General features: G+C 62.7%; 14 protein-coding genes and 2 pseudogenes. 10 read left to right on the forward strand and 6 right to left on the reverse strand.

What is annotated here, in order from left to right; genetic code table 11:
• Positions 1-24: 24 nt before the first annotated feature.
• The 8 genes and pseudogenes from alr (at position 25) to AB5975_20995 (ending at position 9,909) form a co-directional block, all read left to right on the forward strand.
• On the forward strand, positions 25-1,254 hold the full coding sequence (gene alr, locus AB5975_20960) for an alanine racemase (protein ID XDR19013.1): 1,230 nt from the start codon (positions 25-27) through the stop codon (positions 1,252-1,254).
• A gap of 24 nt (positions 1,255-1,278) precedes the next feature.
• On the forward strand, positions 1,279-2,469 hold the full coding sequence (locus AB5975_20965; GenBank protein XDR19014.1) for a pyridoxal phosphate-dependent aminotransferase: 1,191 nt from the start codon (positions 1,279-1,281) through the stop codon (positions 2,467-2,469).
• Positions 2,462-3,873, forward strand: a pseudogene (locus AB5975_20970) (aldehyde dehydrogenase family protein). The gene AB5975_20965 and the pseudogene AB5975_20970 overlap by 8 nt, the downstream one beginning before the upstream one ends.
• 43 nt (positions 3,874-3,916) lie before the next feature.
• Positions 3,917-4,618, forward strand: a complete 702-nt coding sequence (locus tag AB5975_20975) for an NAD(P)H-dependent oxidoreductase (protein XDR19015.1) — start codon at positions 3,917-3,919, stop codon at positions 4,616-4,618.
• Positions 4,619-4,791: 173 nt separating this feature from the next.
• A pseudogene (locus AB5975_20980) lies at positions 4,792-5,894 on the forward strand (polyamine ABC transporter substrate-binding protein).
• Positions 5,895-5,928: 34 nt separating this feature from the next.
• Positions 5,929-7,341 (forward strand): aminotransferase, encoded by a 1,413-nt coding sequence (locus AB5975_20985; protein XDR19016.1) that lies wholly within the window; start codon positions 5,929-5,931, stop codon positions 7,339-7,341.
• Positions 7,338-8,234: a LuxR C-terminal-related transcriptional regulator gene (locus tag AB5975_20990; protein XDR19017.1), complete on the forward strand. Its 897-nt coding sequence runs from the start codon at positions 7,338-7,340 to the stop codon at positions 8,232-8,234. The genes AB5975_20985 and AB5975_20990 overlap by 4 nt, the downstream gene beginning before the upstream one ends.
• A gap of 148 nt (positions 8,235-8,382) precedes the next feature.
• On the forward strand, positions 8,383-9,909 hold the full coding sequence (locus AB5975_20995; protein ID XDR19018.1) for a Fic family protein: 1,527 nt from the start codon (positions 8,383-8,385) through the stop codon (positions 9,907-9,909).
• A 5-nt stretch (positions 9,910-9,914) separates the two neighbouring features.
• Here the strand turns inward: AB5975_20995 and AB5975_21000 are convergent, their stop codons facing one another.
• The 5 genes from AB5975_21000 to AB5975_21020 form a co-directional block, all read right to left on the reverse strand.
• The gene (locus AB5975_21000; protein XDR19019.1) at positions 9,915-10,994 is read right to left on the reverse strand and encodes a PAS domain S-box protein; all 1,080 of its coding nucleotides are present in this window, start codon (positions 10,992-10,994) and stop codon (positions 9,915-9,917) included.
• A 217-nt stretch (positions 10,995-11,211) separates the two neighbouring features.
• The gene (locus AB5975_21005; GenBank protein XDR19020.1) at positions 11,212-12,183 is read right to left on the reverse strand and encodes a 2Fe-2S iron-sulfur cluster-binding protein; all 972 of its coding nucleotides are present in this window, start codon (positions 12,181-12,183) and stop codon (positions 11,212-11,214) included.
• Positions 12,184-12,261: 78 nt separating this feature from the next.
• Positions 12,262-13,383, reverse strand: coding sequence for an aromatic ring-hydroxylating dioxygenase subunit alpha (locus tag AB5975_21010; protein ID XDR19021.1), 1,122 nt, complete (start codon positions 13,381-13,383; stop codon positions 12,262-12,264).
• Between the two features lie 120 nt (positions 13,384-13,503).
• Positions 13,504-15,102 (reverse strand): BCCT family transporter, encoded by a 1,599-nt coding sequence (locus AB5975_21015; GenBank protein XDR19022.1) that lies wholly within the window; start codon positions 15,100-15,102, stop codon positions 13,504-13,506.
• A gap of 194 nt (positions 15,103-15,296) precedes the next feature.
• Entirely contained in the window at positions 15,297-16,388 is a 1,092-nt protein-coding gene (locus AB5975_21020) for a tartrate dehydrogenase (GenBank protein XDR19023.1), read from the reverse strand.
• A 97-nt stretch (positions 16,389-16,485) separates the two neighbouring features.
• Between AB5975_21020 and AB5975_21025 the strand changes: the two genes are divergently transcribed.
• Entirely contained in the window at positions 16,486-17,397 is a 912-nt protein-coding gene (locus AB5975_21025) for a LysR substrate-binding domain-containing protein (protein ID XDR19024.1), read from the forward strand.
• A 38-nt stretch (positions 17,398-17,435) separates the two neighbouring features.
• On the opposite strand, the gene AB5975_21030 is transcribed toward AB5975_21025, so the two are convergent.
• Positions 17,436-17,918, reverse strand: a complete 483-nt coding sequence (locus tag AB5975_21030) for an Lrp/AsnC family transcriptional regulator (protein XDR19025.1) — start codon at positions 17,916-17,918, stop codon at positions 17,436-17,438.
• Positions 17,919-18,042: 124 nt separating this feature from the next.
• Here AB5975_21030 and AB5975_21035 point away from each other — a divergent pair, with 124 nt between their 5' ends.
• Positions 18,043-19,074: a histone deacetylase family protein gene (locus AB5975_21035; GenBank protein XDR19026.1), complete on the forward strand. Its 1,032-nt coding sequence runs from the start codon at positions 18,043-18,045 to the stop codon at positions 19,072-19,074.
• The last annotated feature ends 16 nt before the right edge of the window (positions 19,075-19,090 follow it).

Consider the following 19,090-nt stretch of genomic DNA (forward strand, 5'->3'; position numbering starts at 1 on the left):
ACGACAAGAACCAGAGTGAACATCATGCCATTTCGCCGCACCCTTCTGGCCGCATCCCTGGCCCTGCTGATCACTGGCCAGGCCCCCCTGTATGCCGCACCGCCGTTGTCGATGGACAACGGCACCAACGCCCTGACCGTGCAGAACAGCAACGCCTGGGTCGAAGTCAGCGCCAGCGCCCTGCAACACAACATCCGCACCTTGCAGGCCGAGCTGGCCGGCAAGTCCAAACTGTGCGCCGTGCTCAAGGCTGATGCCTATGGCCACGGCATCGGCCTGGTGATGCCGTCGATCATCGCCCAGGGCGTGCCCTGCGTGGCGGTAGCCAGCAACGAGGAAGCCCGCGTGGTCCGCGCCAGCGGTTTCACCGGGCAACTGGTGCGGGTGCGCCTGGCCAGCCTCAGCGAGCTGGAAGATGCCTTGCAGTACGACATGGAAGAACTGGTCGGTAGCGCCGAGTTCGCCCGCCAGGTTGACGCCATCGCCGCGCGCCATGGCAAGACCTTGCGTATCCATATGGCACTCAACTCCAGCGGTATGAGCCGCAATGGGGTGGAAATGGGCAGCTGGTCCGGCCGTGGCGAAGCGCTGCAGATCACCGACCAGAAACACCTCGAGCTGGTTGCGTTGATGACCCACTTCGCCGTCGAAGACAAGGACGATGTGCGCAAGGGCCTGGCGGCATTCAATGAGCAGACCGATTGGCTGATCAAGCACGCCAAGCTCGACCGCAGCAAGCTCACCCTGCATGCGGCCAACTCGTTCGCCACCCTGGAAGTGCCGGAGGCGCGCCTGGACATGGTGCGCACCGGTGGCGCGCTGTTCGGCGATACCGTGCCGGAGCGTACCGAGTACAAACGCGCCATGCAGTTCAAGTCGCACGTGGCGGCGGTGCACAGCTACCCGGCCGGCAACACCGTCGGCTATGACCGCACGTTTACCCTGACCCGTGACTCGCGCCTGGCCAACATCACGGTCGGGTACTCCGATGGCTACCGCCGGGTGTTCACCAACAAGGGCCATGTGCTGATCAACGGCCACCGTGTGCCGGTGGTGGGCAAGGTGTCGATGAACACGCTGATGGTGGATGTCACCGACTTCCCGGACGTGAAGGGCGGCAACGAAGTGGTGCTGTTCGGCAAACAGGCCGGGGGCGAAATCACCCAGGCCGAGATGGAAGAAATCAACGGCGCGCTGCTGGCCGATCTGTACACCGTGTGGGGCAGTTCCAACCCGAAGATTCTCGTCGACTGAAACCGCTATTGAAGGGAGATTGCCATGCGCTACGCCAAGCTCACTCAACGCATCGCCGGCGACGGGGCCGCGGCCTGGGACATCCACTACCGCGCCCTGGCGCTGCAGGCCGAGGGCAAGGATATCCTGCTGCTGTCGGTGGGTGACCCAGACTTCGACACCCCCGCGCCGATTGTCGAGGCGGCCATCGACAGCCTGCGGGCCGGCCACACCCATTACGCCGATGTGCGCGGCAAGCTGGCCCTGCGCCAGGCCATCGCCAACCGCCACCGGCAACGCAGCGGCCAGGCGGTAAGCGCCGACCAGGTGACGGTGCTGGCGGGGGCCCAGTGCGCGCTGTACTGCGTGGCCCAATGCGTGCTCGAAGCAGGCGACGAGGTGATCGTCGCCGAACCGATGTATGTCACCTACGAGGCGGTGTTCGGGGCTTGTGGTGCCAAGGTGGTGCCGGTGCCGGTCAAGCCGGAGAACGGCTTTCGCGTGTGCCCGCGTGACGTTGCCGAGCGTATTACCCCGCGCACCCGCGCGCTGGCCCTGAACAGCCCGCACAACCCGTCGGGGGCGAGCTTGCCGCGTGCCACCTGGGAGGCATTGGCCGAGCTGTGCATCGCCCATGACCTTTGGCTGATTTCTGACGAGGTGTACAGCGAGCTGCTGTATGAAGGCGAGCATGTCAGCCCCGCCAGCCTGCCGGGCATGGCCGAGCGCACCGCGACCCTGAACAGCCTGTCGAAGTCGCATGCCATGACCGGCTGGCGCATGGGCTGGGTAGTCGGTTCGGCCGAGCTGGCCACGCACCTGGAAAACCTCGCCCTGTGCATGCTGTACGGCTCGCCGGACTTTATCCAGGATGCCGCCGTGGTGGCGCTGGAACAGCAACTGCCCGAGCTGGATGCCATGCGTGAGGCCTACCGCCAGCGCCGCGACCTGGTGTGCGAGCAGTTGGCAGGCTGCCCTGGTATCAAGGCGCTCAAGCCCGACGGCGGCATGTTCGTGATGGTCGATATCCGCGATACCGGCCTCAGCGCCCAGGCCTTCGCCGACCGCCTGCTGGACAGCCAGGGCGTGTCGGTGCTGGCGGGTGAGGCCTTTGGCCCCAGCGCCGCCGGGCACATTCGCTTGGGCCTGGTGCTCGGCAGCGAGGCGTTGGCCGACGCCTGCCAGCGCATTGCCCGCTGTGCTGGCGAACTGATGCAGGAGCAGGCCGATGCGTGAGTATGCGCGGCTTTATATCGACGGCGCCTGGCAGGTGCCGAGCGGGCAGGGCGTGGCCGAGGTGATCGACCCGGCCAGTGAGCAGGCCATCGGCCGTGTACCGCTGGGCGACGAGGCCGATGTCGAGCGGGCGGTGATGGCGGCGCGACGGGCCTTCGATAGCTGGTCGCGCACGCCGTCCAATGTGCGCGCAGGGTATATCCGGGCATTGACCACGCAGCTGAAAAACCGTGCGGCGGAAATGGCAGCGGTCATCACCGATGAGCTGGGCATGCCGGTGCAGTGGTGCCAGGCGGTGCAGGTCGAAGGCCCGATTGCCGGGCTGGCGCAGTACGCCGAGCTGGCCGGGCTGATGGATGAAGTGCGTGAAGTCGGCAACTCGCTGGTGTACCGCGAAGCCGTTGGCGTATGCGCATTCATCAACCCTTGGAACTACCCGCTGCACCAGATGATCGGCAAGCTGGCGCCAGCCTTGGCTGCAGGTTGCACAGTGGTGGTCAAACCTAGCCAGGAAACGCCGTTGCACGCGTTTTTGCTGGCTGAAATGGTCGATGCCATCGGCTTGCCGGCCGGGTGTTCAACCTGGTCAGTGGCCCCGGGGCCAAGGTCGGCGAGGCGCTGGCCCGACACCCACAGGTGGACATGGTGTCGTTCACCGGCTCCACCGGCGCCGGGGTGCGGGTGGCGCAAGCGGCCGCGCCGACGGTGAAGCGTGTGTGCCTGGAGCTGGGCGGCAAGTCGCCGCTGCTGATCACCGCCGACGCCGACTTGCATGCTGCGGTGCGCCATGGCGTGCAGGACGTGATGATCAACTCGGGGCAGACCTGCACGGCGCTGACCCGCATGCTGTTGCCGGCCAGCCGCTATGCCGAGGCACTGGACATTGCCGAGGCCGAAACCCGTGCACTGGTCATGGGCGACCCGCGTGACCCGGCCAGCTTCCTCGGGCCGATGTGTTCGGCAGGCCAGCGGCGTACCGTGCTCGACTACATTCGCGCAGGCCAGGAGGAGGGCGCGCGCTTGGTGTGCGGCGGTGATTACGGCGGCTTCGAGCGCGGGTTCTACGTGGCGCCGACGTTGTTCGCCGACGTCGACAACCGCATGCGCATTGCCCAGGAAGAAATCTTTGGCCCGGTACTGTGCCTGATCCCTTATGCCAACGAGGCCCAGGCGCTTGCGCTGGCAAATGATTCGTCGTTCGGCCTGTCCAGCGCGGTGTGGGCCGGCAACCGCGAGCGGGGCCTTGCCCTGGCGCGGCAGATACGTGCCGGGCAGTGCTTCATCAACGGAGGCGGGTTCAACTACCAGGCGCCGTTCGGTGGCTACAAGCAGTCGGGCAACGGCCGCGAGTGGGGTGAGGAGGGCCTGGCGGAGTTCGTCGAGGTCAAAGCGGTGCAGTGCTGAGCCCCTGCGGCAAGACAACCAGTTTTGTATGAGGAGAGTGTTTGTGAATGTACTGATCGTCCATGCTCACCCCGAGCCGCAATCGTTCACCGCAGCCCTGCGTGACCAGGCCGTGGAAACCTTTCGCGCCCAGGGCCACCAGGTGCAGGTCAGCGACCTGTACGCCATGGGCTGGAACCCGGTGGCCAGTGCCGATGACTTTACCCAGCGTGAGAACCCCGAATACCTGGTGTATGCGCTGGAGCAGCGCCAGGGCGTGAAGCGCGGCGGCATTGCCGCAGATATCCAGCAGGAACTGGACAAGCTGTTGTGGGCCGACTTGCTGGTGCTGAACTTCCCGATTTTCTGGTTCTCGGCACCGGCCATGCTCAAGGGCTGGATCGACCGGGTGCTGGTGTCGGGGGTGTGCTATGGCGGCAAGCGCTTCTACGACCAAGGTGGGTTGGCCGGCAAGAAGGCGCTGGTGACCGTGACCCTGGGTGGGCGCGAGCACATGTTTGGCGAGGGGGCGATTCATGGCCCGCTGGAGGACATGCTGCGGCCGATTCTGCGGGGCACGCTGGCCTATGTCGGGTTCGAGGTGCTGCCGCCGTTCGTGGCCTGGCATGTGCCGTATATCAGCGATGAGGCGCGGCAGGATTTTCTACAGCAGTACCGGCAGCGCCTGGAGCAACTGTCGGACGACCAGCCATTGGTGTTCCCGCGCCTGGCACAGTTCGATGAGGCGTTATACCCACTCCCTTGAGCCGTGCGCGGTTTCTCGTATGAGCGGCACGATGCCGCTCCTACAAAAAAGCGCGCACGCAGCTAGGCACTAAAAGCGACCACCCACACATTCGGGGTATGTCCCCCCTCGGCAAATCCCACGATAGTGAACCCATCGGCTCGATTCCGGAGCATTCACACGATGGAGTTGCCATGCGCAAGGTACTGAAGGTGATTGGTGGTCTGCTGCTGGCGTCTGGCGCCAGCCTGGCCCAGGCGGCAGAGGTGGACAGCGCCAATACGTTACGGTTGTACAACTGGACCGACTACATCGGCGAAACCACCCTGGCCGACTTCGAGAAGGCCACCGGCATCAAGGTCATCTACGACACCTTCGACGGCTACGAAACGGTACAGACCAAACTGCTCACCGGCCGCTCCGGTTACGACCTGGTCATGCTCAACGCCTCCCTCGTTCCCCCGCTGATCAGTGCCGGGGTATTCCAGGCGCTGGACAAGCAGCAACTGCCCAGCTGGCACAACCTCGACCAACAGGTGGTCGACAACCTGCAGGGCTACGACCCGGGCCTTAAGTACTCGGCGCCCTACACCTGGGGCAGCTCGGGGGTCACCTACAACGTCGACAAGATCAAGGCGCGCATGCCCGACGCACCGATCGGCTCGCTGGCCATGCTGTTCGACCCCAAGATCGTCTCGCGCTTTGCCGACTGCGGCGTCACCCTGATGGACGCACCCACCGAAGTGATCCCGCTGGCCCTGCAGTACCTGGGCAAGGACCCGCGCAGCGCGTCGCCGGCTGACCTCAAGGCGGCCGAACAGCTGCTGCTGGGCATCCGCCCGTACATTCGCAAGTTCGACTCGGTGAATTATCTCACCAGCCTGCCCAATGGCGATGTCTGCCTGGCGCTGACCTGGTCCGGTGACTACGCCACCGCCCAGGCTCGCGCGGTGGAAGCGAAGAAGGACATCAAACTGTCGTTCTTCATCCCCAGGAAGGTTCGCTGATCTGGTTCGACAACCTGTACATCCCCAAGGATGCACCGCACGCGGCCAACGCCCACCGCTTCATCGAGTTCTTGCTGCAGCCGCAGACCATGGCCAAGGTCACCGACTACATCCACTACGCCAACAGCAACGCCGCCGCGACCGCGCTGGTGCGTGATGACATCCGCCAGGACCCGGCCATCTACCCGGACGCGTCAACCCGTGAACGCCTGTTCGCGCAGAAAACCCAGAGCCCGAAGGACATGCGTGCCATCACCCGGGTCTGGAGCACGGTCAAGACCGGTTTCTGAACACTGCCCAACGATTCCCGCCAAGGAGCTGCCCATGGCCACCCCAAGCAAAGCATTCGTCATTGCCCACGACCCGCTGGTCGAAGCCGACAAGGCCCACTACATGCACGGCTACCATGTGTTCGATGAGCACCGCGCGCAAGGTGCGTTGAACATCGTCGCCGGCGAGGGCGCGTACATTCGTGACGCCCACGGCAACCGCTTCCTCGATGCCGTCGGCGGCATGTGGTGCACCAATATCGGCCTGGGCCGCGAGGAAATGGCCCTGGCCATCGCCGACCAGGTGCGCCAGCTGGCGTACTCCAACCCGTTCTCCGACATGGCCAACGACGTGGCCATCGAACTGTGCCAGAAGCTTGCGCAACTGGCGCCGGGCGACCTTAACCATGTGTTCCTCACCACCGGTGGGTCGACCGCTGTCGACACCGCCTACCGGCTGATCCAGTACTACCAGAACTGCCGTGGCAAGCCGCACAAGAAACACATCATCGCTCGCTACAACGCCTACCACGGCTCCACCACCCTGACCATGTCGATTGGCAACAAGGCCGCCGACCGGGTACCGGAGTTCGATTATCACCACGACCTGATCCACCACGTGTCCAACCCCAACCCGTACCGCGCGCCGGACGACATGGACGAGGCCGAGTTCCTCGACTACCTGGTGGCCGAGTTCGAAGACAAGATCCTGTCGCTGGGCGCCGACAACGTGGCGGCGTTCTTCGCCGAGCCGATCATGGGTTCGGGCGGGGTGATCATTCCGCCCGAGGGCTACTTCCTGCGCATGTGGCAACTGTGCCAGACCTACGACATCCTGTTCGTCGCCGATGAAGTGGTGACCTCGTTCGGACGCCTGGGCACCTTCTTCGCCAGTGAAGAACTGTTTGGCGTCACCCCCGACATCATCACCACCGCCAAGGGCCTGACCTCGGCCTACTTGCCGCTGGGCGCGTGCATCTTCTCCGAGCGTATCTGGGAGGTGATCGCCGAGCCGGGCAAGGGGCGCTGCTTCACTCATGGTTTCACCTACAGTGGTCACCCGGTGTGCTGCACGACGGCGCTGAAGAACATCGAGATCATCGAGCGCGAGCAACTGCTCGATCACGTCAAGGACGTTGGCAGTTACCTGGAGCAGCGCCTGCAAAGCTTGCGCGAGCTGCCGCTGGTGGGAGATGTGCGCTGCATGAAGCTGATGGCCTGTGTCGAGTTCGTTGCCGACAAAGCCAGCAAGGCGCTGTTCCCGGACGAGGTGAACATCGGTGAGCGCATCCACAGCAAGGCCCAGGCCAAAGGGTTGCTGGTACGCCCGATCATGCACCTGAACGTGATGTCGCCACCGTTGATCATCACCCATGCGCAGGTGGACGAAATCGTCGAGACCCTGCGCCAGTGCATCATCGAAACAGCACGTGAATTGACTGCGCTTGGCCTGTACCAGGGCCGATGAACCTGGCGCAAAGGGCTGTGCGGGGGCGTGCCTGGCAAGCTAGACTGCCGGGCATGACACAGGCCTCTCCCGACACCCCGCTTACCCTCACGATGGGCGCGCTGCAGCAATGGCACGCGGCGCTGCAGCGCGCGCTGGCGCAAAGCGAAACCCCCGATGCACTGGAATATGTGGCCGCTGCCATCGGCCAGTTGGTGCAGGTGGAGTCGATGATGATCAGCCTCGAGTGCCAGGGGCGCGCACCGCAGTTGCTCTATCAGCAAGGCATTCCCGAGCTGCACCGCGCCGCAGTGCTGGAGCGCTATTTCAGCGCAGGCTACCTGCTCGACCCGTTCTGCCTGGCCGTGCAAAGCGGGCTGGCCGAAGGCTTTTACCATTTGCAGGAAATCGCCCCCGACAACTTCTTCGACAGCGACTACTACAAGGCCTATTACCTGGGCACCGGTTGCAGTGAAGACAGCTACTACATCGTCGACCTCAGCGCAGGCCGCAAGCTGTCGCTGAGCCTGTTCCAGGGCTGCAGCGGCACGCGCCTGAGTGCCGGGCAAATCGACCTGTTGCGTGCGCTGGAACCGATGGTCCGCGAACTGCTGGGGCGCTATGCCAGGCACAACCTGGACCCCGAGCCTGCCTCAGCCGAGCGCGGCAGCCTGCAGGCGGCGTTCGACAGTTTTGGCTGCCAAGTGCTGACCGACCGTGAGCGAGAGGTGGCACACATGATCTTGCGTGGGCATTCGGTGAAGTCCACTGCGCTGGAACTGGGTATCTCCCCGGAGACCGTGCGCATGCACCGCAAGAACCTGTACCTGAAGCTGGAGATCAACTCGCAGTCGGAGCTGTTTGCACGGTTTATCGACTGGTTGCGACAGGGGACTGCGGTGGTAGTCGCTTGATGCCACCCTGTTAGCGTTTTTCACCAGAAATCGCCATTTGTTAATGTTTTCGTTGATCCGTTAGTCATTTCGTACTTGCGGCGTTAATGTTTTCGCGTAAATTCTTTGAGTAGATAGCGTTTTCGGGCAAAAGGTAAAGGATTCAGCAATGCAGGTAGGATTCAGGGCGTTGGCCGATCGATATGGCATCACGATGGTGCAGCCACTTCGTGTCGAATCGACGATCGGAACCACCCGGGTGAGCCGTGACAGCGACGGGCTTGTGAGCAATCAATACCCGCCAAGCTATCGGCCATCGGACAATTTTGCAGGGCATTTCGAATTCGGCCTCAAATACGAGGACATTCACCTCGAGTTCTTTGCGCGCTTGTTTGCTGCCGTGGGCCCTGAGCCGGTCGAGGCCTGGTGCAGGCAATCCCCTTTTGGCCAGTTTGCCCGCCGTACCGGTTTTTTCTACGAATGGCTCACAGGCACCCGACTGGATGTGCCGGATGTCGGCAATGGTGCCTACTGTGATGCCGTCGCCAGTCATAAATATTTGGTTCGTACCTCGCCACTGCGTGTGCGCCGCTGGCGGGTAAACGACAACTTGCCGGGTACGTCAGGTTTCTGCCCGGTGCTACGCCGTACCGAGGAGGTTCAAAATGCCTTGGCATTCGACCTGGCGGCTGCATTGGGTGAACTCGACCAGGCCTTCGGTGCCGACATTCTGCTGCGCAGCGCCAGCTGGTTGACCTTCAAGGAGTCGCGCGCCAGCTTTCTAATCGAGAAAGAAGCCGATCAAGCGGACAGGATCCAACGGTTTGCGCACGTGATTGCCAGGTATTGTGGCACTGTCGAAGAACCGCTGAGCGAGCGATCGCTGCACAAGTTGCAGGCCGGGATATTGGGGCACGAAGCACTTGGTCTGGGGTTGCGGCAGTCCCCTGTTTTTGTCGGGCAGGCGACCATGCGCGAAGACATCGTGCACTACATCGCGCCCCATTACGGCCAGGTCGCGGAGCTGATCGATGGGCTCAAGGCTTTCGAAGCAGCTACACGAGGTGCCGAGTCGTTAGCCAGGGCCGCCGTTTTGGCATTTGGTTTCGTGTACATCCACCCGATGCGTGATGGCAATGGCCGCATCCATCGTTTTCTCATCAATGACACCTTGATTCGCGACAAGGCCATGCCTGCCGGGGTCATCCTGCCGGTGTCCGCTACCATCACCAGTTCGATCGCGTTTCGTGTGGGATACGACCAGGTGCTGGAAGTATTTTCCAGGCCGTTCATGCAGCGCTATGGGGCGTCATATCGGTTTGGCAAAGCCACCACTTACACGGACGGCACCTCGAGCAACTTCATGTTCGATGAGTACGATGATGCGGCCGTCGCCTGGCGATACCCGGATTTGACCGCGCATGTGTTGTACACCGCGCGAGTCATCGAGCATACCGTGCGCAAGGAGATGGCCGATGAAGCGCGGGTGCTGGTGGTATTCCGGCGTGCCCAGGAGCACCTGAAGGACGTGCTGGAAATGCCCGATCCGGACGCCAGTCGCATTATCCGCTCACTCAAGGAAAACGGCTGGCAGGTTTCCGGCAAGTTGAAAAAGGCTTACCCGGAGCTGGAGGATGCCGCACGGGCCGAGCGCGTTGTGCACGCTGTGCGCTCGGCTTTTGACGACGTCCTGTAGGTTGCTTAGCGGGACGCCAGTCGAGCCTCGAGCGCAGCGATGTGCGCCTGTAGCCGCTCATGCTCCTGGCGCTCGGCGCCGATGTCTTCGAACACGCTGATCAGGTGCTCCGGCTCGCCATTGGCACGGCGCTGCAGCGAGGTGCGCGCGCGTACCCAGATGTACTCGCCGCTCTTGTGGCGCACACGCTTTTCCACCTCGTAACGCTCGGTTTCGCCGGCCAGCATGCGCTGCAGCAACTGCAGGTTCTGGGCCAGGTCGTCGGGGTGGGTGATCTGCTGGAAGGTCATGCCATACAGCTCGTCGGCACGGTAGCCCAGTAGCTCGCACAGGCTGTTGTTGACCCGCTGCCAGGTGCCGTCCGGGTCGATGTAGGCGAGGGCGCCCCAGGCCAGCTCGAAGATCGCCCGAAAGCGCTCCTCGCTTTGGCTCAGCGCCTGCTGGGCGACCTGGCGTTCGGTGTTGTCCATGCTGATGCCGACCATTTTCACCGAGCGGCCGGCGCTGTCCCGCACGACCGTGGCGCGGGAAGAAATCCAGCGCACTTCACCGTCCGGGCGGGTGATGCGGAAGTCGCATTCGCAGCCACTGCCGTCGGCCACCGCGTCGGCGTACATCCCCTGCATGCGCTGCACGTCTTCGTCGGGCAGGTGCCTCCAGAAGTCTTCGTTGTGGTGGACCGGCCAGCCATAGACCTGCTCGACGTTGGGCGAGTAGGTAACTTCGTCGCTGATGAGGTTCCATTCCCAGGTGACGATGCGCGCGCCTTCCTGGGCCAGCTTCATGCGTGTTTCGCTTTCCATGATCTCGGCGGTCAGGCGCCGGCGCAGGTCGGTCATGGGCAGCTCGACCACCTGTGGTTGCTGGATGTTCTGCAGTGCCTCGTCGCCATAGCGCAGCCAGATCCAGTTGACCTTGAGAAAGTCGGCCAGCTTGCGCAGGTTGTCGTAGTCGATCTCGCCGCCACGGGTCCATTTGTGCACGGCGGTGCGCGAAATACCCAAGGCCGTGCCCACGGCTTGCAGGGTCAGCTTGTGATGCTCGAGCAGTTCCTTGAGGCGGAAGGCGAAGCTGTTTTCCAACATCGGCAGGGTGTCCTGATCTGGGCCAAGAGCCTGCCAGTATACGCAACTTGTCAACTTTGGGTTGACGGCCCTGGGCGATTTGCAACTCCTTGTAGGAGCGGCCTTGTGTCGCGATGGGCCGCACAGCGGCCCCGGCAATTGTGTGCCAGGGCAAAGATCCTGGGGCCGCTGTGCGGCCCATCGCGACACAAGGCCGCTCCTACAGGGACCGCATTTGTCAGAGATCAAGCACAAGCCGCGCCGTACGGGCGCGCGAGACGCACAGCATAATGCTCTGCTGCGCGGCTTTTTCTTCGTCGCTCAGGTACTGGTCGTAATGCTCGGCTTCACCTTCAAGAATGGCCGTCTCGCATGTACCGCACACGCCTTCGCGGCACAGGCACTCGACCTTGGCGGCCTTGGACTTCTCGATGGCCTGCAGAATGGTCATGCCTTCTTCCACTTGCAACTCCACACCCGACTGCGCCAACACCACGGTAAAGGCACTGCCGGTGACCGGGGTGGCGGCGAACTGTTCCCAATGCACGCGCTGTTCGGCGATGCCGGCTTGGGCTGCGCAGGCGATGACCGCATCGATTAGCGGTTTGGGGCCGCAGACGTACAGGTGCGCTTGCGCGTCCAGCCCCGCGCACAAGGCGGCCAGGTCAAGCTTGCGGTCGAGGCTGTCGATGTAGAATTGCGTGTTGGCAGCGTGCGGGCCGTTGGCCAACTGGTCCTGGAACGCACCGTGCTCTGGCGCACGGAAGGCATAGTGCAGCTCGTAGTCGGTGCTGCCGCCTTCCAGCTCGTGCAATTGCGCCAGGAACGGGGTGATGCCGATGCCGCCGGCAATCAGCACGTGACGGCCAGCCGAAGGGTCGAGGGCGAACAAGTTGTTGGGCGAGGAGATGGTCAGGCGAGTGCCGACCTCCACCTGCTGGTGCATGAACGCCGAGCCGCCTTTGGACTGCTCTTCCAGGCGCACGCCGATCTGGTAGCTGCGGGTGTCGCGCGGGTCGCTCATCAGCGAGTAGGCGTTGCTGAACTGGCTGCCGTCGGCGCCTTGCATCTGCACGATGACATGGCTGCCGCCGGTGAAGGCGGGCATCGCCGCGCCGTCTTCGCGGGCCAGGGTAAAGCGCTTGATCAGCGGCGTGGCTTGTTCCACGTCGGTTACGCGGACGCTGAACATTTCATAAGTGTTGGCCATGGTTCACCTCGACTGCCTGGGCGCGCGGCAGGCCCTGCCGCGCACCTTTACGTGCAAAAAAACGTGGAGCGGTTGCCATCAATCGTCGAGGTGGGCCACGGCGATCAGGTTGTGGAAGTGGGCAATGCCGTGCTCGCTCATACCGCTGCGTTCGCGGTCGGCCATGATGCGGCCCTGGCCACGGTAGCCTCGCGACTTGAGGCCCTTCTGCACGCTTTCGACCAGGCGCAGGTCTTCTGGGCGGAACACTTCGCGGTACCAGTCGATCAGCTTCTGCTGTTCCTCGGTGATGTCCTTGTTGAGGAAGTAGATGTCGTAGTGTTGCAGGGTGGTTTCGGCATCGACCGGGAACTCGTAGATCACGGTCATGAAGTTGGCCCCTGGCGGCACGTTGAACATGGTGCACGGCCAGGCCCAGAAGCCGGCGAACGACGGGTCCTTCACGTTTTCGTCGAACTTGAACGACTGTTCCGAAGGCTTGGCCAGGCCATATTGCAGGGTCCAGTTACCGTGCATGGTGTGGCTGTACTGGCCGACGTCGACCGAGTCGGAGAAGCCTGGGTGCGCCGGGGCGCAGTGGTAGCACTCGAGGTAGTTGTCGACGATCGACTTCCAGTTGGCAGGGGTGTCGCTGACGAAGCGTGCTGCCAGGTGCAGGTCGTCGATCACCGCGCAGGCTTCGCGCATGCGCGTTTGCAGGCCTGGCAACTGGTCTTCGACAGAGCCTGCGTCCATGTCCATGTTGATGAAGATGAAGCCGGCATATTCCTCTACGCGCAGCTGCACCAGGGTGGAGTTCTCTTTGTCGAAGTTCACCACGTTGTCGCAGTTGCGGGCGTGGGCCAGTTCGCCGTCGAGCTTGAAGGTCCAGGCGTGGTATGGGCAGGTGATGACGTTCTTGGCTTTGCCGCTGCCGCTGAGCAACTGGTGGCCACGGTGCGGGCAGACGTTGTAGAACGCACGCAGCACGCTGTCACGGCCGCGCACGACGATGATGCTTTCGCCAATTACTTCGCGGGTGATGTAGGCATTGTTGTCTGCCACTTCGCTGCGGTGGCCCACGCAGATCCAGCTGCGGGCGAAGATGGCTTCTTTCTCGTGTTCGAACACTGCGGCCTTGGTGTAGAAATTGGCCGGGATGGTGAAGGCCTCGTCGGCGTTTGCGCAGAAATCGGCGGGCAGGCGTTTGAAGTCGTTCATGACAGGTTTCTCACAAGCTCGGTTTTTAGTTGTTGGTTAACGCGTATCTGTTGGTTAACAGATCAGGCAAAAAAAATTGCAACCCTTCAAAGGGGCCGCAGTGCGGCCCCTTTGATTTCATCAATGCACGGCAGCAGCGCTGCGCGGTGCATGCTCGGCAGGTTGTTCACCGGCCATCCGTGCAGCCTCTTCTTCGATGATGTGGGCCGGTACCTGGCCGTAGTCAGCGACCATCCACTTGAGGAAGCCGTAGATCTTCACCAGCAGAATCACCATGAACGGGATTGCGGTCAGCACCACGGCAGTCTTCATGGTCGACAGCGAAGCCTTGGCGAACAGCATGGCCAACGGCACCAGGGTCAATACCACACACCAGAACAGGCGGTGGGTCGGCGTCGGGTCGTCACCTTCACGCAGGTTGCGAGTGCTGGTGGCTGCCACCGCGTAGGCTGCGGCATCCATGTGCGAAGCGCAGAAGATGGCCATGATGAACAGGTACACGCCAAGGAACACTTGGCCCCACGGCAACGCCAGCAGCAGGTGGGTTACAGCCGATTCACCGCCTTGCTCGGCCAGCATCTTCGGTACGTCCACCGCGCCGGTGATGAACTGGTGCATGCTGTAGCTTTCCAGTGCGCCGAAGAAGAACCAGCAACCGAAGCTGCCGCCCAGCAGCAGGGCCAGGACCACTTCCTTGATCTGCCGGCCACGCGAAACGCGGGTGACGAACATGGCTACGCCCGGGGCGTACGACACCCACCACAGCCAGTAGAACACCGTCCAGTTGCGGGTGAAGGCACCGTCGCCGGCCGGGTCGGTGAACAGGCTCATGTGCACGTAGTTCTGGATCATCAGGCCAATCGAGTTGGCGGTGTTGTTGAGGGTGAACTGGGTTGGGCCGACCAGCAGGACGACAGCGGCAAACACCAGCGCGCCGATGCACACCATCTTGCTCAGGCGCTGCAGGCCGCCATCGATGCCGATGTAGGAGCTGAGCGAGAACATCACCGCCACGCCGCCGATCACCATCAATTGCACGGTGAAGGTATCCGGGGTGCCGGTCAGGTCATGCAGGCCGCGCGTCAGGGTAGAGGCGGTGAGGGCCAGCGACACGGTCAGGGCGCCCATCATGGTCAACAGGAAGATCAGGTCGACAGTACGGCCTACTGGCCCGGTGGCCTTGAAACCCGTCACCGCTTCGATAATCGAAGCCAGGTTCAGGCCGCTCTTCTTGCGGACATGGAAGTGGTAGGCCATGGCCAGCGAAGCCAAGGCGTAGATCGACCAGGCGCTGATGCCCCAGTGGAAGAACGAGTAGCCCACGCTGTACTCCAGCGCCTTGGGAGTGGCGGCGGCGATGTTCAGGCCTGGGGTCTGATAGTAGTAGGCCCATTCCATCACGCCCCAGTACAGGGTCGAGGACCCCATGCCGGCACAGATGAACATGAACACCCAGGTGGCGGTGGCGTATTCAGGCTTGCCACTGCCCAGGCGGATGTTGCCGTATTTGCTGAAAGCCAGGTACAGCACCGCCAGGGTACTGGCGAACACCAGCACCTGCACGCTGGTACCGAAGGTGCGGGTGGACAGCTCGAACAACTGGTTGGCGGCGCTTTCAGCCTGGGCGGGGAAGGCTGCAAGGCCGATCACGGTGAGCAGCACGGCAATCAGGCTCACGGTAATCAGGAACACATCAATCTTTTTATTCTTGTGCGACATCATCGTCTCCTGGGACGTTGGCGTACTTGTCATACCCGGCAGGCATCCGGGGTGTAGCGGTACAACTCCTTCCGTGGTTGTTAACCTTTAGTTTACTAATATCTAATGGTTAACAGATTCTGCATACAATCTGCGCCGCTAGCAAGAGGCAAGGGGCCGATTGTCAGACACTTCTGACAATCGGCCCCTGTGCGTCAGGCTTCGACCAGCGCGGTGATGGCCTGGCCAACTTGCTGGGTGGACTGCTGCCCACCCATGTCGCGGGTGACATCACCGGCGGCGATGACCTGCTCGATGGCCTTGAGGATGTCGTCGTGGGCGGCGTGGTAGCGTGGGTCGGCGCCGTCGTTGCCAAGGAAGTCGAGCATCAGCGCACCCGACCAGATCATCGCGATCGGGTTGGCGATGTTCTTGCCGTAGATGTCCGGTGCCGAGCCGTGCACGGGTTCGAACAGCGACGGGAACTTGCGTTCGGGGTTGAGGTTGGCCGACGGCGCGATGCCGATGGTGCCGGCGCAGGCTGGGCCGAGGTCGGAGAGGATGTCGCCGAACAGGTTCGAAGCCACCACCACGTCAAAGCGGTCCGGCTGCAGCACGAAGCGCGCGCAGAGGATATCGATATGCTGTTTGTCCCAGCTGATTTCCGGATAATTGGCAGCCATCGCAGCGGTGCGCTCGTCCCAGTACGGCATGCTCACGGCCATGCCGTTGGACTTGGTGGCCGAGGTGACGTGCTTGCGCTCGCGGGTCTGGGCCACGTCGAAGGCGTACTTGAGAATGCGGTCGACGCCGCGACGGGTGAACACCGATTCCTGCAGCACGAACTCGTTTTCGGTGCCTTCGAACATGCGCCCACCCAGCGACGAATATTCGCCCTCGGTATTCTCGCGGATGACCACGAAGTCGATGTCACCTGGTTCACGACCTGCCAGCGGGCAAGGCACGCCAGGGAACAGGCGCACTGGGCGGATGTTCACGTATTGGTCGAAGTCTCGGCGGAACTTGAGCAGCGAACCCCACAGCGAGATGTGGTCCGGCACCTTGTCTGGCCAGCCCACAGCACCGAAGTACAGGGCATCGAAGCCCTTGAGCTGTTCGAACCAGTCGTCCGGCATCATCTTGCCGTGGGCCAGGTAATAGTCGCAGCTGGCCCACTCGAAGAACTCGAAGCTGATGTCCAGGCCATGCTTGCGCGCAGCGGCCTCGACTACACGAATGCCTTCAGGCAGTACTTCGTTGCCGATGCCATCGCCGGGGATTGCCGCAATTCTGAAAGTCTTGCTCATGGGGTGCACTCGTTATCCAGGGAACAGGTGCTGGTTATGCTATAAGGGCTTTATCCGGAGATAATCTGGCCAATCATGGATTCTTGGAACACGATACGTGAATAATCTGCCCAGCCTCGACGACCTCAATATCTTCCTTCAGGTGGCCAAGCGCGCCAGCTTTGCCGCCGTCGCGGACGAGCTGGGCATGTCGGCGGCGTACATCAGCAAGCGCATCCGCATGCTTGAGCAAACCCTGGAAGTACGCCTGCTGCACCGTACCACCCGGCGGGTGACGGTGAGCGAGGAGGGTGAGCGGGTGTATCAGTGGGCGCTGCAGATATTCGATGCGGTGCAGCGCATGGGCGATGACATCAGTGCCCAGCACCGTGAGCCGGCCGGGCAATTGCGCATTGCCAGCAGCCTTGGCCTGGGCCGCCGCTTCGTGGCGCCGGCCTTGTCGGAGCTGGCCGAGCGTTACCCGCGCCTGGACATTCGCCTGGACGTGCACGACCGGTTGGTGGACCTGATTGCCGAAGGCGTCGACCTGGACATCCGCGTGGGCAACGCCATTGCGCCCAACCTGATCGCCAAGCCGCTGGCGCGTAACCGCCGGGTACTGTGCGCCGCGCCGGCTTACCTGGCCCGGCGCGGTACGCCCAAGGTGCTGGGCGAACTGGCCAGCCATGACTGCCTGGTGATCAAGGAACGTGATCACCCGTTTGGCGTGTGGCAGTTGATGGGGCCGGACGGTGAGGAAGGCGTGCGGGTCACCGGCGGCTTGTCGACCAACCATGGCGAAGTGGCGCACCAGTGGTGCCTGGACGGGCGCGGGATCTTGCTGCGCTCGTGGTGGGATGTGCACGACAGCCTGCAGGATGGGCGCCTGGTCCAGGTGCTGGAGGACTATCACCAGCCAGCGGATATCTGGGCGGTGTACACCTCACCATTGGCCAGTTCGGCCAAGGTGCGGGTGGCGGTGGACTTTTTCCGGCAGTACTTTGCCGAGCGGTATAGCTTGCCAGAGTAGACACTGGCCCTGACGCGCGCTTTGTATAGGAGCGGCCTTCAGGGTACGGGTACACGCGAAACCGCTTTCACTTCGCGCAACGCCAGGCTGGACTGGATCGAGGCAATCCCCGGCTGCCGGCGCAACACTTCTTCCACAAACCGCCCATAACTTTCCAGGTCGGTCGCCAGTACGGTCAGCACATAGTCGGCCTCACCGGTCACCTTGTGGCAGGACAGCACCTGCGGCAGCTTCAGAATCACCTGCTCGAACTCGTCCGGCGCATTGGCCGAGTGGTTGCCAAAGCGCACCTGGGCAAATGCCATCACGTCGTACCCCAATTTCCTGCGGTCGAGGTTGGCCTGGTAATCCTTGATGATGCCCAGCTCTTCCAGCCTTTTGCGCCGACGCCAGCAGGGTGTCACGGTCATCGACAGGCGTTCGCCCAGTGCCGCGCTCGAAAGGGTGCCGTCCGCCTGCAACAGGCGCAGCAGCTCGCGATCGGTTTCGTCCAATTCTTCGATAGCAAAAGCTTTGCTCATAGCTTGGTGGTCCTGTGAATACTTTGCTAAAGAATCCGGTTTGGCTGAGCATAAAGCAAAGCATTTCCAGCGGTCTCTCGCGAAAATTGGTTACCCGGTAACTCCCTTGAAAAAGGACATTCGCGTGCTGACAGTCTTTAGTAACAACCACCGCTTGCACCATGGCTCGGAACTCAAGGACGGCGCGATAACGCCATCGTTTGAAAACCCCCAGCGTGCCGACACCGTGCTGGCCCGGGTGCTCGGCACCGGCCTGGGCGATGTCATCGCCGAGCAGGCGTTCGACCGTGCCTGCTACGTGGCGGCGCACAGCGAACGCTATGTGAGCTTCCTGGAAAACGCCTGGCAGGAATGGGCCGCCACCGGCAAGACCCACGACGCGCTGCCGCTGGTGTGGCCGGTGCGTGACCTGGCCATCGACCGTGAGCCCGGCTTCATCGACGGCAAGCTTGGTTTCTACGCCATGGACGCCGGCGCGCCGATCACCGCTGGCACCTGGGAGGCGGTACGCAGCAGCGCCAACGTTGCCCTGACCGGCATGCAGCGCATCATCGACGGTGCCGACAGTGCCTTCGCCCTGTGCCGCCCGCCTGGGCACCATGCGGCGCGTGAATACATGGGCGGCTATTGCTACCTGAACAACGCTGCCATCGCCGCCGAGCGCTGCCTGAGCCAGGGCGCCAAGCGTGTGGCCGTGCTGGACGTGGACTTCCACCACGGCAACGGCACGCAGAACATCTTCTACGATCGCCCCGATGTGCTGTTCGCCTCCCTGCATGGTGACCCTCACGTGTCCTACCCGTACTTTTCCGGCTACGCCCATGAGCGGGGTGTGGGGGCAGGCGAAGGCTTCAACGTCAACTACCCGCTGGGCAAAGGCACGCGCTGGGCGCAGTACCAGCTGGCCCTGCAGGACGCGCTCAAGCGCATCGTCGCGCATCGGCCCGAATACCTGGTGGTGTCGCTTGGCGTCGACACCTTCGAGGACGACCCGATCAGCCATTTCAAACTCACCAGTGAAGACTTCCTGCGCATGGGCGCCGAGATCGCCAGTGCTGGCATCCCGACCCTGTTCGTGATGGAAGGCGGCTACATGGTCGATGAGATCGGCATCAACGCGGTGAACACCCTGCAAGGCTTCGAAAGCGCGCGTTAAGCCCCGCGACAAGCCG

This window comes from Pseudomonas putida, from assembly GCA_041071465.1.
GTDB classification, from domain to species: Bacteria; Pseudomonadota; Gammaproteobacteria; order Pseudomonadales; family Pseudomonadaceae; genus Aquipseudomonas; species Aquipseudomonas putida_P.

Coding starts and splice junctions, on each gene's coding strand:
- AB5975_20995 (XDR19018.1), top strand. CDS start 8,383: ATGCAGGTAGGATTCAGGGCGTTGGCCGATCGATATGGCATCACGATG.
- AB5975_21015 (XDR19022.1), bottom strand. CDS start 15,102: ATGTCGCACAAGAATAAAAAGATTGATGTGTTCCTGATTACCGTGAGC.
- AB5975_20985 (XDR19016.1), top strand. CDS start 5,929: ATGGCCACCCCAAGCAAAGCATTCGTCATTGCCCACGACCCGCTGGTC.
- AB5975_20990 (XDR19017.1), top strand. CDS start 7,338: ATGAACCTGGCGCAAAGGGCTGTGCGGGGGCGTGCCTGGCAAGCTAGA.
- AB5975_21005 (XDR19020.1), bottom strand. CDS start 12,183: ATGGCCAACACTTATGAAATGTTCAGCGTCCGCGTAACCGACGTGGAA.
- AB5975_21020 (XDR19023.1), bottom strand. CDS start 16,388: ATGAGCAAGACTTTCAGAATTGCGGCAATCCCCGGCGATGGCATCGGC.
- AB5975_21000 (XDR19019.1), bottom strand. CDS start 10,994: ATGTTGGAAAACAGCTTCGCCTTCCGCCTCAAGGAACTGCTCGAGCAT.
- AB5975_20965 (XDR19014.1), top strand. CDS start 1,279: ATGCGCTACGCCAAGCTCACTCAACGCATCGCCGGCGACGGGGCCGCG.
- AB5975_21030 (XDR19025.1), bottom strand. CDS start 17,918: ATGAGCAAAGCTTTTGCTATCGAAGAATTGGACGAAACCGATCGCGAG.
- AB5975_21010 (XDR19021.1), bottom strand. CDS start 13,383: ATGAACGACTTCAAACGCCTGCCCGCCGATTTCTGCGCAAACGCCGAC.
- alr (XDR19013.1), top strand. CDS start 25: ATGCCATTTCGCCGCACCCTTCTGGCCGCATCCCTGGCCCTGCTGATC.